The sequence below is a fragment of the Paenibacillus oryziterrae genome, assembly GCF_042610485.1.
Lineage (GTDB): Bacteria > Bacillota > Bacilli > Paenibacillales > Paenibacillaceae > Paenibacillus_AQ.
In genome coordinates, this window is the sequence record NZ_JBGJZO010000038.1 from 1 (window position 1) to 16,038 (window position 16,038).

The following is a 16,038-nucleotide window of genomic DNA, read 5'->3' on the forward strand; positions in this document are numbered from 1 at the left end:
TATCCGGTATTAGCTACCGTTTCCGGTAGTTATCCCAGTCTGAAGGGCAGGTTGCCTACGTGTTACTCACCCGTCCGCCGCTAACTTACTTTGGAAGCAAGCTTCCAAAGTAAGTCCGCTCGACTTGCATGTATTAGGCATGCCGCCAGCGTTCGTCCTGAGCCAGGATCAAACTCTCCAAATAGGTTTTTTCGAGCGATCACTCCCCTGAATTACTCCAAGAAAATAACCATCCGAAAAGTTATTGAAAAGAGCGATAGCTCATTTTGAAACATCTGACGAGAATAGTTATATTCTCTATTTTTGGATTTTACTNCTCCAAGAAAATAACCATCCGAAAAGTTATTGAAAAGAGCGATAGCTCATTTTGAAACATCTGACGAGAATAGTTATATTCTCTATTTTTGGATTTTACTTTCGTAAAATCCCACTCACTCGTTGTTCAGTTTTCAAAGATCAAATTCTCTTTGTCGTTGATGTTTTGTCGCATCAGCAACTTTTATAATATATCACATCCAGCCGTTCAATGCAAGCTCTTTATTAAGTTTCTTTCGAGCGAAGCATCCGTATTTCTTGGCCGGACTAATAATATACCTCGTTTTAATCATTTATTCAACATGTAAAATTTCCCACAAAGCTGACCCATACAAATTGGGCTTGATAAAATAGCCGCAAAGAAGGTACGGCTTTTCTTTTCGCAGCAGAGCAGTGTAAAAACTGAATAAATCATATAACGGGTTGGTTCCGGTATTATTTGTCGGTGTTGTCTTGAAGGTTACTCCAGGTCTGTGAAGATCCGTACCGGATGGGTAGTCCGAGGCAACCGCGATCAACTCATGGCCCTCAGCCTTCATGGACTTGAGGAGATCTTCCAGAAAGTTAACGTAGTATTCGGAATGGGGGACAAGAAACATTATTTTAGCCATCTTAGACGCTCTCCCCCTTCAGCCTCATTACCGAAACGAACAAAGTTTCAAATAACGGGATGGCAAGAATGAAGATTGCTATAAACAGCCTATGACCAAAGTGTTCAGCCGAACTTCACCTTAGCGTGAGACAGAACAGCAAATAACCCAAAGTCTAACTGGCACCATCCCAAGAAAAATCCGTGCAGGATTGAAATTGAACAGCAGGAAACCCAGACATGCGCCTGATTTGGCACATAACAGAGAACAATTGAAGATTTCACCCTTGAGCAAAAAAAGAACACCCAGAAACAAAGCTGCTATCGAGGCAACTCCAGTAGCCAAGCCATCCATAATATCAATTCGATTAAACGCGTTGATTCCGCCGATGATCCAGAGTATGGTCAATACAAGGTTATGCCTCCCAGGTAGGGAGTTGGCTTATTATGTCTCATCAAAACCCCATTTGGATGATCAACAATACCAAGCTTATTAGCCAGTATCATGGCGCAGGGAGTCAATAGAAGCGTGAACAGGAATGTAACCATAAAAAAGACTACATTATCACTCCTAAATCGTCTGTTCTCCATAAATAAAATATGGTACGTAAATCCATTTCGCCACACACACCACAAGGGGGTATAAACAATGAAACCTAGCATCCTTAGCAAAAAGTCGTTATTTTTAATTTTTTTGATACTACTTATCGGAATATACTTTATATTCTTTGGGCTTCCATGGAAGTCCATGGCATTAAAAAAGCAGTTTGAAATCTATTTAGAAGATAAATATCAGATTGATTTCAAGATGGACAAAATGGAGTTTGATTTTATCCACTTAACCTACAATTCTTATGCATACCCAGTGAGTGACCCCACCCTATATTTTTATGTAGGTCAAGATATAGAAACCAAGAAAATTCATGATCTCTACACCTACGAAATTGAAAGACGTAATACCAGGAAAAATTAACTTCGTTCATATTAAAAAAGCAAGAAATCATCACCTTCGTGTGATTCCTTGCTTGTTCTAATTAAAGTATCTATATAGTAGTTACATAAACCTTGCAGTAACAGACCGTGTACATTTCAATAATTCCGCCGGCGCTCCTTCAAACAGTATTTCTCCGCCCCGCGTTCCTCCGTCAGGGCCTAAATCGATAATCCAGTCGGCATTTTTGATTACGTCCAGATTATGTTCAATAACGATTACCGTATTTCCCTTGTTTACCAGCTTGTCCATAATCGCAAGTATGCTTTTGATATCTGACATATGGAGCCCCGTCGTCGGTTCGTCCAAAATATAGATGTTACCTTTTTTATTAAACTCCTTCGCAAGCTTTAAACGCTGGCATTCTCCGCCGGAAAGCGTATTTAGCGGCTGCCCCAGCGTCATATAATGCAACCCTACATCAACAATGCTTCTCAGCTTGCTCTGAATTTCTTTGGAGTCAAAAAAGTTCACGGCTTCCGCAATCGTCATCTCCATAATATCGACAATGCTTTTATCCTTGTATGTGTACTGTAAAACTTCCTCTTTGAACCGTTTCCCGCCGCATTCTTCACACGGAACATCTATCGTATCCATAAAAGACAGATTAATTTCGATGCTCCCGGTTCCTTTGCACGCCGCGCAGCCCCCCTCGGAATTGTAGCTGAACAACCCGGCACTGACATTATTCTCTGCAGCAAAGCATTGGCGGATGTAATCCATCACTCCTGTAAATGTGGCAGGATTCGAGCGGCTATTTGCGCTTACCGCGCTCTGGTCTATCCGGATGGCGTCGCTGAATTCTTTGGCAAACACTTCATTGACCAATGTACTTTTCCCCGAACCCGCAACCCCCGTTACAACCGTGAGCAATGCTTTAGGTATACGTAGGCTGACATCCTTCAAGTTATGGAGACTGCTTCTTGAGCTTTCCAGAAACTCCTTGGGTTCCCGGACACTGTTTTTGATGGGGACGCTTCGGCCAATGTGTTGTCCGGTTAATGTACCAGAGTCTAACAGACCTTCATAAGCTCCCGAATACACGATTTGTCCTCCGTTAGCCCCTGCATGGGGACCGACGTCAACGATATGATCTGCGATCTTAATCACATCTGGATCATGCTCAACGACAATCACCGTGTTCCCCTTGTCACGAAGCTTAATCAACAGCTCATTTAGTCTATGGACATCCCTTGGATGCAGGCCAATGCTCGGCTCGTCAAAAATATACATTACATCCGTTAGGCTGCTGGTAAGGTTCTTGACCATCTTCACCCGCTGCGATTCTCCCCCGGAAAGAGTAGCCGTTTCACGTGTGAGATTCACATAATCAAGTCCGATGTCCACAAGATTTTGCAGCCGTTCGACCACACTTTTTACGATCGGAGCAGCACTTTTCTCCTCATAGCCTTGAAGAACCTTAATCAACTCGTCAATCTGCATGTCCGTAAGATCGTATATGGAATAACCCATGATTTTGGACGAAAGAGCCACCTCGTTATATCGTTTCCCTCCGCAGACAGGGCAAGTGCAGGTAGTTGTAAATTTTTCATTTTTCTTCTGATTGGCTTCCGACTTTTCTCTCTCCGTCTTGATATTCTGCCTTATAAACCGTTCAACCAGACCTTCATAGGTGGAATTCATTTCTCCATCAAGAAAGTTTAGCGTAACCTTCTCCGGTTTGGCATAAACAAGTTTGGAATACTCTTCTTCAGAATAATCTTTGATTTTCTTGTCATTATCAAAATAACCTTGGTTGGCATACATCTTCCACAGCCATGTACCGACTTTAAAGCCTGGAAGAAGAATGGCTCCTTCATTTAAGGATTTCTCTTTGTCGATCGCTGCGTCAATGTTCAGTGTAACGATCCGGCCGATCCCCTCACATTCCATACACATGCCGCTCGGATCGTTAAAGGAGAAATGATTCGCATGACCGATATAGGGCTTCCCAAAACGGGAAAACAGCAGACGGATGAGCGAGTTAATGTCTGTTATCGTTCCGAGCGTCGAGCGGGAATTGCCGCCAAGTCTTTTTTGATCGACAACGATAGCCGTTGATAAATTGTGGATCGAATCTACATCGGGCTGGCTGTATTTCGGCAAGAACTGCCGGACAAAGTTGCTGAATGTCTCGTTTAGCTGCCTCCCCGCCTCTTGCGCCATCGTCTCAAATACGATAGAGGACTTACCCGATCCGGAAACCCCTGTGAAAATAGTTATCTTTCTTTTCGGGATCTTCAAACTAACGTTCTTGAGGTTGTTTTCCCTGGCACCAACGATTTCTATATCATCATGCTCCATTGTGCACCGCCCCTTCATCCGGTTATTGGGTTAATCAAAATAAAACAGGTCTTCAAATTTCTTATCTAAGGCAATACATAAAATCAAAGCTAATTTTGCCGTCGGATTGAACTGCCCCGTTTCAATAGAACTGATTGTATTTCTTGAGACACCGACCATTTCTGCCAATTGTGCTTGCGATAAGCTTTGTTCTGCTCTTGCTTCGCGCAGTTTATTTTTGAGAACCAATTGTTCACTCATCCTAATTAATCACCTTAGTCAGATATATTAATAAAAAAGAAACACTTATCATACACCCTGCAACGACTTTAATGAAATCCATTTTCTTTCTCGTTAATTTATATAACCCAAGACCTTCAAACCCCAGATATCCGAACATCATGGCGATTAATGCAGAATTGGTCTCTTGACGGTTATTATACAGATTGAATACAGCCAAAATGCAAAACAGAATCACCATCCCGATGACTCCGCTTCTTCTGCCTCTATCCAGAATAAATTCCTTGCCTTCGTCCCGCTTTTCTTCTCTGCTTTTTTCTAATATCTCTTCCCTTTTCATAAAAAAGTCTCCTCTCTGATAAAAAGAAGATTGCCAATAAAACTTGTCACCAATAGTATATCGCGCCAAGTTTTCTTGTCAACACAAAAACACCCACTCCAATCTAAAGATTTGTAGTGGATGTTTCCTGCAGCCCCGTTCATCGTCTGAAAGGATTGTACCTTTTTATGGTTGGAAATTCCGGTCCGTTCTCTTTCATTGAGTCCTTGAATAGTATCAACCTTAACCCAGCAGCTTAAACCCGCTTCCGCCAGTGAAGGATACCCCTTGTTCTATGGCATCAAGGACATAGCGTCTTAAGGACGTATTTCTGGGTGCCTCCGACAGATTCTCCGGTCTGCCACCGAACACCCGCTCCATCAATTGGCCGTCATCGGAACCATCCGGAGTCAAATGAAATGCTCTTTGAAACTTAACGATATTGGAGTCTTCTGGCAGGACCGTTCCAAGCTGGGGGCTCAGCAGCCACGATGTGCAGACAAAGGCCTTAAAACTCTGTCCGTTCCCATTCGCTGCAAAAAAGGTCTCCGCCAATCCGAAGGAATGCTCACAATCAGCTTCATTCAGGGAACCCCCCTCCTGAATATGGATATCCAGGACCGGATCACCTTCCTCGAGAACAAGCTCCCAGTCCGAATTCTCTAACCGTATCGTTTCAGGGTCCGCTGTTCCCCCCTCAAGAATACGGTGCCCAGTCACATATGATTCCGTCTCGTGAAATACAGACTCCCGTCCATCCTGGCTGAAAGATCCCCCCGTCCCTGACAGAATAGCGAGCTCATCGCTCTCCCTCTGACGGTACACCTTATTTCTCCCCGTATAGGTAGTGGGCATAAATTGGAGGCGTCCCAGCTTGTACAGCCTTCCGCTCAAATGATGGATGAGCCATCCGACCTCACTTAATCCCCATTCCCCATACCTGTTCCGATGTTTCTCCATCCACACCCGATAATCGGATAACGTATCCACTAGAATAGTTTGAGAGAACCCTTGGGTCTGATAATACTGACTTAGCTGTGGTACCCAGGATCCCAATACAACGGCAGCGAACATCCCTTCCTCCGGCATCATTTGATTCAGGCAGCTGACGACGTCCTCCCCGCCTTGGCCTCCAGGCTGCAGCATTTCGTGAAGCGAGATTGCCAAGGTCCGGAGATCGTTCGAGGCGCTGATCCGCTCCGTTTCATCCCGGTAAGCTTGAAGTGCAGCCTCCGGAAGCCCTAACAGATGGTTGATGTCGTCCACAAATGTTCTTTTCAAAAATGTATGCGGCATGTTTACCCCTTCTTTTTGTTAAGCTGGAGGCATGAACCTCAACACTATAGTTCTCGCAGAACCCGCAGTTTACCTCCTGATCGCCATGGGCCCCAAGGGTAAAACCGCTTCATCAACGAAACAGGCCTAATGACCGCCGTCCCCTGAGATTTGTCTTGCCAAATCCAATGCCTGTTGCATATCCTCATGCTGGCTTGACCAATGCCAGGCTCCATAACGCCCAATGGAGTAAATCCCGTGTTTGTTCAGATGACCGCAAAGGGCAGAGGTGACCAATGGATTCGGCATACAATAATTATGTTCGAGGTAAACGGGATTCAAAGTAATAATATCTTCTTTGTCCCCGATAAATCCAAGTTCGGTGAGCTCCTCCAATATTACGGGTATCAGGGCATAAGCTTCCTCCCTGCTTGAAAAGAATAGCGGTGAACACTCTACATACATTGCGCTATACCCGGCAGGAGCGAGTGCTGGCTGAACATTGCTGTAATAACCCATGCGGTAAAAGTGATAATCCATGTCCGCATTGTATATCCAATCTATGTCCTGGTACCTCTCTGTTTTTTTGATTCCTACATTGAGAATAAACCCTTTGCAGGACTTTAATTGCCCCGAGAGCTCCAGCAACGCCGGATCCAAATCGGAAATACTCTTTGCCAAAAGGGGCAGCGGTATAGTGGAAATGATCTTACTCCATTTCAGGGTTTGGTGACCGGCCAACAGTGTATTATCCTGAAGACTGATGGATTGGACAGCGGTGTTAAACCTGATGTCGAGACCTTTGGAGAGATGCAGCGGTATAGCCCTTGCTCCACCGTTGCCGTCGGGATACAAAAATTCATTATTGTATCCCTTGCAATTATTCACCGGAACATTGCGGACAGCTTCATATTGACCCAGAGCGATATCCGATAAATCGGATACACCAAACATTTTGAGATTATAGTCCCGAAAAAAAGAGTTGTAGAGGGTCTCCCCGTACGAATTCAGCAGCAGTTCTCTGTACGTCCGGGAAGTATTCCCCCTCCCTTCAATAGCTGCAAGCTCCCGCTTGACCGCTTCCACAAAGGGTTTATCCGGAATGTTCACATAACTGGTCTGGATAGGGAAGTCGTAAAGACTGCTGTTCATCAAGACATGCGCTTTCCGCTGGTGTTTGATTAACGCTAATCCGTCCAGAAGCCCGAGAACCCCGGGAGCATTCTGCTGATGGAACCAATGGCCTCCGGTATCAAAGATAAAGGTTCCTGCATCCGTTTCCACCGTTTGCGAACAAGCCTTGCCACCGGGAGCGTCACTCGCTTCAAAAACCTTGGCTTCACCAAATGCCTTGGCAAAGAATAGTCCTGTCACACCTGCCCCGATTACACAGATCATCGGTGACCGGCCTTGGTCTGCTCGTACATTGGACGAGAAACAGGAGGAAGCCCCATCGCTTCCTTAATGACAGCATTCACCTGATTCACATCAAATCTATCCACAGCTATTTTCCGGCTCATAAGGCCCATCCTGTTACCCAGCAACCGATCATAAATAAACGGCTCCATCGCTTCTGCCAGCGCTGCTGAATTTCCCGGGATCACCAGTAGCCCGTTCACTCCATGTTCCACCGTCTCCCTGCAGCCAGGCCAATCCGTAGTTATAATAGGCAGCCCTACTGCCATTGCCTCTAATATCGACTTGGGGATCCCTTCCCGGTAATAGGATGGAAGTACAAATGCCTTTGCCCGGTGAAGATACGGCCGGACGTCCTTCGTTTCACCCAAATATTCAATATACCCCTTGCTCACCCACTCCATTACCGTCTCCTTGGCAATAGCCGATGGATTACGGTCAAAAGGTCCCAAGAGCTGAAAGACGGCTTCGGGATATTTCCCCTTAAGTATTTTAGCCGCCTGGGCAAATTCCATAATCCCTTTATCTTTGAGGAGGCGCGCGACTAGAAGGAATACAGGCTTTCTAATGCTTGAGTTCCTTGGACGGAATTTCCGGAGGTTTACCCCCAATCCATTCAACAGAATCGCTTTGTCTTTCAGCGGCATCCCCAGATTACCAAACAGCTCTCTATCATCCGGATTCTCAAAGAATACACGGCTGCAATGTTTGATCGCAAAGGAATACAATCTTTTAACAAACGGATACAGCAGGGAACGCTTCAAGCTTGTGGCGGTGAACATATAACCAAGCCCGGTTACGAATAGATACACCTTTCCTATCTTTGTATATTTAGCAGCAAGTGAACCATAGAGATTCGGCTTGATCGAATAACAACAGAGAACGTCCGGCTTTTCTTGCCGCAGCAGAGCAACCAGCTTATATAAGCTGACGATATCATCAAACGGATTGATTCCGGTATTTGTCATCGGTGTTCGTTTGAAAGTTATTCCAAGTGCTTTAAGTTCCTTGCCGGAAGGGTAGTCCGGGGCAACCGCAATCAGCTCATGGCCCTCGGCCTTCAGGGACCTCAGTTGATCCTCCAGGAAATTAACATAGTATTTAGAATAGGGCACAAGAAACATAATTTTAGCCATTTTAGGCTTTCTCCTCCCTGGCAGCAGTCATATCAATTCCGCCCAATCTATGGAATAGGATCAGGACCAGGAGCAGTGCTATTCCAATGGTGTAATAAGACGCAGCGTCATACTTCAGGATGAGGATCGCCGCAAGCCCCAGAGTTACCGAACACAGGAGGGTCAGACCAACAGTAGCCTTAATGGACAAGCCAACCTTCACCATCCGAAGCGCGAAGTGATCATTGCTGCCCCGGAATGGCGAAACTCTGCGCCTCAACCTCATCACCGAAACAAAAAACGTTTCAAATAACGGGATTGCAAGAATGAAAAGCGGGATAAACAACCTGTGGCCAAAGGTTTCATTCGTACTCCACTGGATGGCAAGACAGAACAGCAAATAACCCAAGAATTGACTGCCGGCGTCTCCAAGAAAAATTCGGGCAGGATTGAAATTGAACAGCAGAAACCCGAGGCATGCTCCAGATAAGGCAAATAACAGTGAACTGTAGAAAATTTCACCCTTAAGTAGCAAAAGAACACCCAGAAACAGGGCCGAAAGAGCCGCAACTCCGGCTGCCAGTCCATCCATAATATCAATCAGATTAAACGCATTGACTCCGCCGATAATCCAGAGCAGGGTTAATACGCTATTCAATCCCGGCGGTGCATTAAAATTCGTATGTAATCCGCTGTACATTGCACAAATAGCAGCAGCTATCTGAACGCCCATTTTCAATCCCGGCGGAAGTGCACGCTTATCGTCTATAAGCCCCCCACAGACAATAATTAAGCCTCCCAGAAACAGACCCAGGTGCTTCAAGTCCAGGAATTCCGTTCTCTTCAACATCAGCGCTGTTGCAATCACAGAGATAAACAATGCAATTCCGCCCAGATAAGGGGTTGATTTATAATGTCTTTTCAAGACCCCGTTAGGATGATCCACAATATCAAACTTATTGGCCAGCATCATGGCCGCAGGAGTCAGCAGAACCGTGAGCAGGAATGCAAGAAGAAAGAAGATCACGCAATCCCTCCTATATCTATGAATACACCATTTACTAAAATATGGTATGCAATAAAAACAAAAAAATCCCGTTTCCCGGCATTTAATCTATTAAAAATAATCTTATAGACATCAGAAGTCATTACTATCCTCTGTAGAATCCATAGTTTCAATTATCCCTTAATGCAGGCCAAGCACACAAAAACTGACGTCCGAAATTCCCGGACGTCAGCCTCTTATAGTTGTATGCTATTACTGTTCAACTTCTTTAAGCAGCCTTAGAACTAATGTTATCGCTTCGGCCCTCGTCGCCTGATCACTTGGAGCAAATTCATTGTTCTCATTGCCTTCGATCAGACCTGCCTTGTATGCAGCTGCTACGTACGGCAGCCCCCATGAAGGAATGTGTTCCGCGTCTGTAAATGGAGCATTTGCTGTGACATCAGTCTTCAATCCCAGCGCCCGGACGATCATTACAATCATGTCTAAACGGGTAATAATTCCATCCGGCCGGAAGGTCTGGTCCTTATAGCCTGTAACCCAACCGGATTGAACCGCCTTTGCAACATAGGACTTCGCCCATGAAGGTATGCTGCCCTCGTCTTTGAAGGAAACCCCGGAGGACTCCAGGTTCACATCCAGTGCACGGCCCAGAATTACCGTGAATTCGCTGCGGGTAACCTCTCCATTCGGACGGAAGGTTCCGTCTTCATAACCATTCACGATTTTGCGTTCCACTGCAGTTACAATATTTTCTTGGGCCCAATGCTTACTTACATCTTTAAACGCTGGCTGACCGGCGTTTCCTGTGCCTCCTGTATTGCCGGGATTTCCGGAATTACCTGTGCTATTCCCAGGAGTCCCCGTGTTGCCGGTATTGCCGGTGTTCCCGGTGTTTCCTGTGTTGCCAGGGTTGCCAGGGTTGCCAGGGTTGCCAGGGTTGCCGGTATTGCCCGAGCCTGCGTCTGGCTTCGGCAAGTTGCCTAGAGTAATCGTTACCGAGGCTGTATTTAATGGAACGGTAACGATACCTTTCGCGTTATCCACTGTACCTGTTGATACAGCTGTGATGTTGTTCACCAAACTTGGCAGTTGAACGCTAAAACTCACTTTACCGGCTTCAATTTTAGCTGCATTCAGATTGCTGCTCAAGGCAACAACGAGCTGATTGTCCTTTCTTGTCACAGTGTATCCTACTCTGCCGCCTTGAAGGGCCGGGTAGTTCTGCACACTTGCCACGGTATTATTATTCTTCGCAGCGTCAGTGACCCACTCTTTAGGAATACCGCGGCCCACGATGATTTCATACTTTTGATTATGGTCACTAATCTTCTCAGCAATCAGGGAATCTATGAGCACCTTGGAGTTAACGGATTGTCCCCACATGTGCTGGGCCGATCCGCCGCCGCCCGGTGTGTTCTGAATATTCAGTTGGTCATTACTTTGTGACCAAGGGCTTCCCGCGACGGGATAATTAATGCCTTCCCACCAGCTGAACGGTCCGCTCATGGAGCTTTCAATCATGAATTCGTAGGCTTTAATCCCCATATCACGGTACTGTTCTCCCCGCAGCGCAGCGCTGCCATAACCGGCGTTATAGGCGCTTGAATAGAAGCCATGCGGGTACCCTCCGAAGTTGTACGGGGAATCTGTGGTATCCTCTTGAATGCGTCTGTTTATTCCATAGGAATACGTATCATCCAGCATGGTAAGGTTAACATTGTCCTCCGGCTGTTCCGCTCCGTACAGATACCCGTCCCAGTGCCATCTGCCGAACAGGAACATGGAAGCCCAATTCGCGTCTCTTGAATCTCTCATGCGGTTCTCATCATTGCTTTCAACAACCGATGCCGGAATATAGTCTAGTCCTTTATCAGTTATTGTTTGCTGCAATTTGGCTGTGAATTTGGCTAATAAATCATCATACCGGGCTTTTGCCCACTCCGCTTCATGCAAATAATACTCGTCATTCTTCAGACGGTATAATTCACGGGCTACATATTCATATGCGGTCAGACCTGTGAGGGCAGAATAATTGTCGATGGTCCAATTACCTTCCGAATCGATCGCAAATGTTTTCTTCATAATTCCGTCCGCGTTGCGGTCACTCTCTATACTTCTCGCACCGAATTTCACTCTCTTCTCAAATACAGTTCCGTTAGACCCGTCTGCAGCAGTCATGGTTTCATCAAAGATAGAAGCGTCACCCGTCTTGCTTAAATAAACAGCATAAGCCCATGGAATCTTCCAGTTGGTATCCCAATACAGGTTGCTGTCCACCTGACCGGTCTCAATATTAATTCCGCCTGTCAAAGGGATACTCTTCAGATAATCCTGCGCATGATCGAAATCTCCGCTCTGAATCAAATTAACCAGAATTCCCAGCGTATCATGGGAAAATAACCGGGCATAGCCATTCTCGCCTACATGCAGGTAGTTGTCATCCTTAATAATCAATGTATCAATATATCCTGACTTGAAGGCATTTTCCAGCTCGTTATTCGGTAAATCAATATCCACTACTTTGGACAGTCTGTTCTTCCAATAAGTTCTCATTTCGTTGTAATTCTCTTCATACGTTCCCTGACTGGCTACCTGCTCCATGGTCAATGAGGTGAACTGGGTAACATTCTTGTCGAAATATTCATACTTATCCGCCTCAATCGCATACTCTCTCACTACGCTCTCCCCGGGCTGGGCAGTGTACATATTGGCAGCAGCCGCGTTGATTGGAACCAGATTGCCTGATACCACCGGCAAAAGCATAATATCGCTTGAATGATTCGTAGCCGTTATTCTGGAATAGTTGATAACATAGTCCTTGTTGTTTACGGTACGTTTGTTAGCGAAGGTTTCTATCTTGTAGTCCATTTTATTCTTCGTGTATTCACTGATAAATACCGGTAAATAACCTTCCCCTTTACTCCACCGGATGTTGCTTGTATCCGTCACTCCGAAGGTAACCATTTGTTTGGGAGCAACCGGGCCATGCTGTTCCGGACGGCTACCGCCGATTTGATAGGAACCATCCAGGAAGCCGAGAGAAGCATTCTTATCTCCTTCAAACCCGAAGGCAGACGTCATTTGACCATGGGTTTCGTACTTGTATTTTCCCGAGACCTTCAGATTATGAACCGCTTCCAATACAGCAGAGTATGCGGTTAATTTCTCGTTATCTGAGGCGTTAGCATTCAGTTCCTTGGCGGCTTTTACTGCCTCATTCAAAGTATTCACAGAACTGATAGTGTAGCCTTTAATGACCGCCTGGCTAATCTTATCAATCTGAGCGGCAATAACAGCCATATCCATATTAATTTCCAGGCTGTCCCTTGCAGTCTGTAACTGGCTCTGGGCCGCATCCAATTCATTCTGCTTGGCATCAAAGTTATTTAGATACAGATTGGCATTATTGAGTGCCGTTTGTAAGGCAGACCATGACTCTACGGTAAAGAGCCTGCTGTTATAGTTATGGCCGGCAATGTCATCTATCAGGGCTTGTAAGGCGGTCCGATTCGTGTCCGATTTTTTAATGATTCTTAATATTCCTGTACCGAGGTGAGCTTCGGATTGGAACACCCCCGAGACACTTTTGCCGAAATACTCACTTTCTGTCTCCCCGTTCTTCTTCATGACCATCCAGCGGTATTTGCCCGATAAGAGATTCTTCTGTGATAAAACCAATACATACCGTGTATCTCCAGTGAGCGTATAGCTGAGCGGAATGGCCGTCATTTCACCATCTGCCACACGGTCCCTATTTACCTCTGTTGATGTAAGAGGTGCACCCTCCGGATACCCGGAATTATCTGCCTTATATAATTTCACGGTCAGATCACTTACGTTATTGGACATTTTTCTCACATTTACTTGTACGTACTGCATTTCAAAGCTCTCATTAACCGTAAAGGTCTGATATCTGTCCTGCTGATCCCCGGTCCCACCGAACTCATATTCATTTTCCGCGGCACCCGTGAAATCGATCATAATGTTTGTTTCTCTTTTCACCAGAGCGGTTTTCGCAGTTTGTAGAAAGGCCAGTGTACTATCAATCTCTGTCTGGGTAGCATCGGCTTTTACCAGAATGCTACGGGCCTCTTCTCTTGCCTGTACGAAGTTCTGCCAGGATTCACCCGTGTATAAGCCTTGAAGCTGGTCCTTCACTTTATTGTACTCATTTTGCAAGATACTTTTGTCGGCAACTTCCCGGCTGCTCAGTGCCAGCCCTGAGAATGACATATTCCCCCATTGTGAAAGAGTTTCAGTCTGCAGGCCTTCCACTTTTAATTTAACATTGGCAGGCACCTTAATCTGATACTTGTATACTTCCGAGGTGCCTCCTGCGCTTATTTCCTTGGTCTCCACAAGGCTCATATCTGCATAGATCTTCACAGCAGCTTTGGACTGCCACATCCCGATCCCAAAGACAACCGTCGACTCTTGCGCCTGTGGTGAAACCTCAAAGCTCCAGCCTACATTGTCATATTGTCCAGCAGCTCTGTTCTTTGGATAAAACACGCCAAATCCTGTATCTTGGCTTGCCGTTTCATATCCGGTCATACCGTCATTCCAGGTGTAGGAGAGATAATTCGCATCACTGCCTCTATCCGGTTTCCCCTCAGTCCCTGTGGTATCGTTTCCTACTACGCTAAAGGTTACAGCGCTGCCCGTTTTCTTTTTAATCTGAATAATGTTATCCGGACCGTTACCTTTCAGATGCAGCCAGTCCACATTGCCCACCTGTGACAGATCAAGCGGAAATTCCCCCAGCACCTTACTTTGGATGATTTCAAGTCCAGCGGAACCTGTACCGGCATCTGTTCCGTCAGCTCCATAGGCTACCTTCGGTAAGCCCAGTGACGTGGATGTTATAAGCATAGAAATCAACAATAACACGGCAGTCATTTTTGTGATTGGTTTCCTGAGCATTGCATTACCTCCATCTATATTTGGTTTAAGCATAAGGAAGTCGGGGCAAGCAAAATACAGAATATCTTTACATGCAGCCGATTTTTTTTACCTCTCGATCCTTATCTGTCCGGTCGTGCATTGTAGCAAAAAAGTCTACGATCTCCTGGATGGGACAACGCAGACTTTCCTGCAGTAAATTTATGTTTTAAAAGAGTACTTGGAAGATTCCAGCCTTACTTTTGTCCGTATTTCTCTTGTAGTTCATCGAGCAGTTCCTTGACAGGAAGCTTACCGCCCTTAAAGATAATCTCTTCCACACCTTTCAGCAGGTCCGCATGGAAGGCTTTGGTCTGTTCCGGATAAGCAAACGGCATACCGGATTTTTCCATATTATCGAATACAGGCTTTAGCTCAGGATATTTCTCCAAATATTTCGGCAGCAGGGCTGATACAGCAGGTGAATAACCCACCGTTTCGATGGCTTCCAATTGGGCTTCGTCACGCAAAGCGTAAGAGATCACTTTCATAGCCGCTTCTTTATTTTTGCTTCCCTTCAGAATGGAGAGTCCATGCGAGTAAGCACTTTGTGCATCTACCGTTCCTTTAGGCATAGGCAGAGCGACCAATTCCAGCCCCGGATTTGCTTCCTTCAAATAACCGACATACCATGGCCCCGCTGTTGACATCGCACCCTTCTCTTTCGAGAATACCTCACCGTCCCAAGGGGCGCCGATTTCAATAGGTGCAATAGCTACCTTGGATTGCAGGTACATATCCACAAAGAACTGAAGGCCTTTCACGTTCTCTGCAGAATTGATGGTCTTGCCGAAGTTCCAGCCTCCGCCGAAAGCGTGTACATATTGCGTGATGTGGAACGGATCAATACTGCCTACAATCCCCTTCACGCCATCTTTGGTCATCGCTTTTGCAAGTTCCAGCATTTCGTCCATCGTCTCCGGATATTTGGTTATGCCGGATTGATCGAACATTTTCTTATTGATAGCGAGCATGGAAGTGGAAGAGTCATAAGGTACGCCGTATAATTTACCGCTATCCGTCCAGCCTTTATAGAGCGATTCCGTAATCCGGCTCTTGTCAAATCCCACAGTTTCCATCAGCTCATCCAAAGGCTCCAGTACATCGTTCGCAATGTACTCGTAGTTCCCTTCATCGGACATGGCAATAATGTCGGGACCCACGCCTGCAGCGATGGCTGCCGGCACCGCTTTCCAGAATTCATCACTTGTCGGATACTGCTGCAGCTTCACCTTAACTTCCGGATATTTTTCTTCAATGCCCTGAACCATAAATTCGAAGTTTTTCTGTTCTGCTGAGTTAGCCCAATAAGCCATGCTTACTTCGACCGGATCGGCCGGTTTCTCTGTTTCCGTTGCAGCATTCGTATCGTTGGTGTTCTGCCCCGCTGAATTATTGTTTGTTTTAGAAGAACAAGCGGCCAGCATACCTGTGAGCATGATGCAGCACAGTATGAGTGTCATTGCTTTTTTCATCTATTTAATCCCCTTCGATTCAATTCGCCAACATTGTTGAACGTACTTTTATCATAAGGAATCGGACTTA

At 45.8% G+C, this 16,038-nt stretch carries 12 protein-coding genes and 1 rRNA gene; 1 reads left to right on the forward strand and 12 read right to left on the reverse strand.

Annotated elements, in window-relative coordinates:
• The 3 genes from ACAN55_RS22900 to ACAN55_RS22910 all read right to left on the reverse strand — a co-directional run.
• A 16S ribosomal RNA gene (locus tag ACAN55_RS22900) occupies positions 1-184 on the reverse strand; the annotation flags it as partial.
• 424 nt (positions 185-608) lie between these two features.
• Entirely contained in the window at positions 609-926 is a 318-nt protein-coding gene (locus ACAN55_RS22905) for a glycosyltransferase family protein (protein WP_379138535.1), read from the reverse strand.
• Positions 927-1,046: 120 nt separating this feature from the next.
• Positions 1,047-1,313, reverse strand: coding sequence for an MraY family glycosyltransferase (locus ACAN55_RS22910; RefSeq protein WP_379138538.1), 267 nt, complete (start codon positions 1,311-1,313; stop codon positions 1,047-1,049).
• Between the two features lie 240 nt (positions 1,314-1,553).
• On the opposite strand from ACAN55_RS22910, the gene ACAN55_RS22915 reads away from it, so the two are divergent.
• Positions 1,554-1,877 (forward strand): hypothetical protein, encoded by a 324-nt coding sequence (locus tag ACAN55_RS22915; protein WP_379138541.1) that lies wholly within the window; start codon positions 1,554-1,556, stop codon positions 1,875-1,877.
• 81 nt (positions 1,878-1,958) lie between these two features.
• Here ACAN55_RS22915 and ACAN55_RS22920 read toward each other — a convergent pair whose 3' ends face one another.
• From ACAN55_RS22920 to ACAN55_RS22960, 9 genes are all read right to left on the reverse strand, one after another.
• Positions 1,959-4,199 (reverse strand): ATP-binding cassette domain-containing protein, encoded by a 2,241-nt coding sequence (locus ACAN55_RS22920; RefSeq protein WP_379138544.1) that lies wholly within the window; start codon positions 4,197-4,199, stop codon positions 1,959-1,961.
• Between the two features lie 30 nt (positions 4,200-4,229).
• Positions 4,230-4,439, reverse strand: coding sequence for a helix-turn-helix transcriptional regulator (locus ACAN55_RS22925; protein ID WP_379138547.1), 210 nt, complete (start codon positions 4,437-4,439; stop codon positions 4,230-4,232).
• 1 nt (position 4,440) lies between these two features.
• The gene (locus ACAN55_RS22930) at positions 4,441-4,758 is read right to left on the reverse strand and encodes a DUF6442 family protein (RefSeq protein ID WP_379138550.1); all 318 of its coding nucleotides are present in this window, start codon (positions 4,756-4,758) and stop codon (positions 4,441-4,443) included.
• Positions 4,759-4,980: 222 nt separating this feature from the next.
• A complete protein-coding gene (locus ACAN55_RS22935) occupies positions 4,981-6,033 on the reverse strand; it encodes an acyltransferase domain-containing protein (RefSeq protein WP_379138553.1) in 1,053 nt (350 codons plus the stop codon).
• A gap of 126 nt (positions 6,034-6,159) precedes the next feature.
• On the reverse strand, positions 6,160-7,410 hold the full coding sequence (locus ACAN55_RS22940; RefSeq protein WP_379138557.1) for a protoporphyrinogen/coproporphyrinogen oxidase: 1,251 nt from the start codon (positions 7,408-7,410) through the stop codon (positions 6,160-6,162).
• Positions 7,407-8,564 carry a glycosyltransferase family 4 protein gene (locus ACAN55_RS22945; protein WP_379138560.1) on the reverse strand — a complete coding sequence of 386 codons (1,158 nt, stop codon included), beginning with the start codon at positions 8,562-8,564 and terminating at the stop codon, positions 7,407-7,409. The genes ACAN55_RS22940 and ACAN55_RS22945 overlap by 4 nt, the downstream gene beginning before the upstream one ends.
• Position 8,565: 1 nt before the next feature.
• Positions 8,566-9,570: an MraY family glycosyltransferase gene (locus ACAN55_RS22950; protein ID WP_379138563.1), complete on the reverse strand. Its 1,005-nt coding sequence runs from the start codon at positions 9,568-9,570 to the stop codon at positions 8,566-8,568.
• 231 nt (positions 9,571-9,801) lie between these two features.
• Positions 9,802-14,475, reverse strand: coding sequence for an S-layer homology domain-containing protein (locus tag ACAN55_RS22955; RefSeq protein WP_379138566.1), 4,674 nt, complete (start codon positions 14,473-14,475; stop codon positions 9,802-9,804).
• Between the two features lie 215 nt (positions 14,476-14,690).
• A complete protein-coding gene (locus ACAN55_RS22960) occupies positions 14,691-15,968 on the reverse strand; it encodes an ABC transporter substrate-binding protein (RefSeq protein WP_379138570.1) in 1,278 nt (425 codons plus the stop codon).
• Positions 15,969-16,038: the final 70 nt, after the last annotated feature.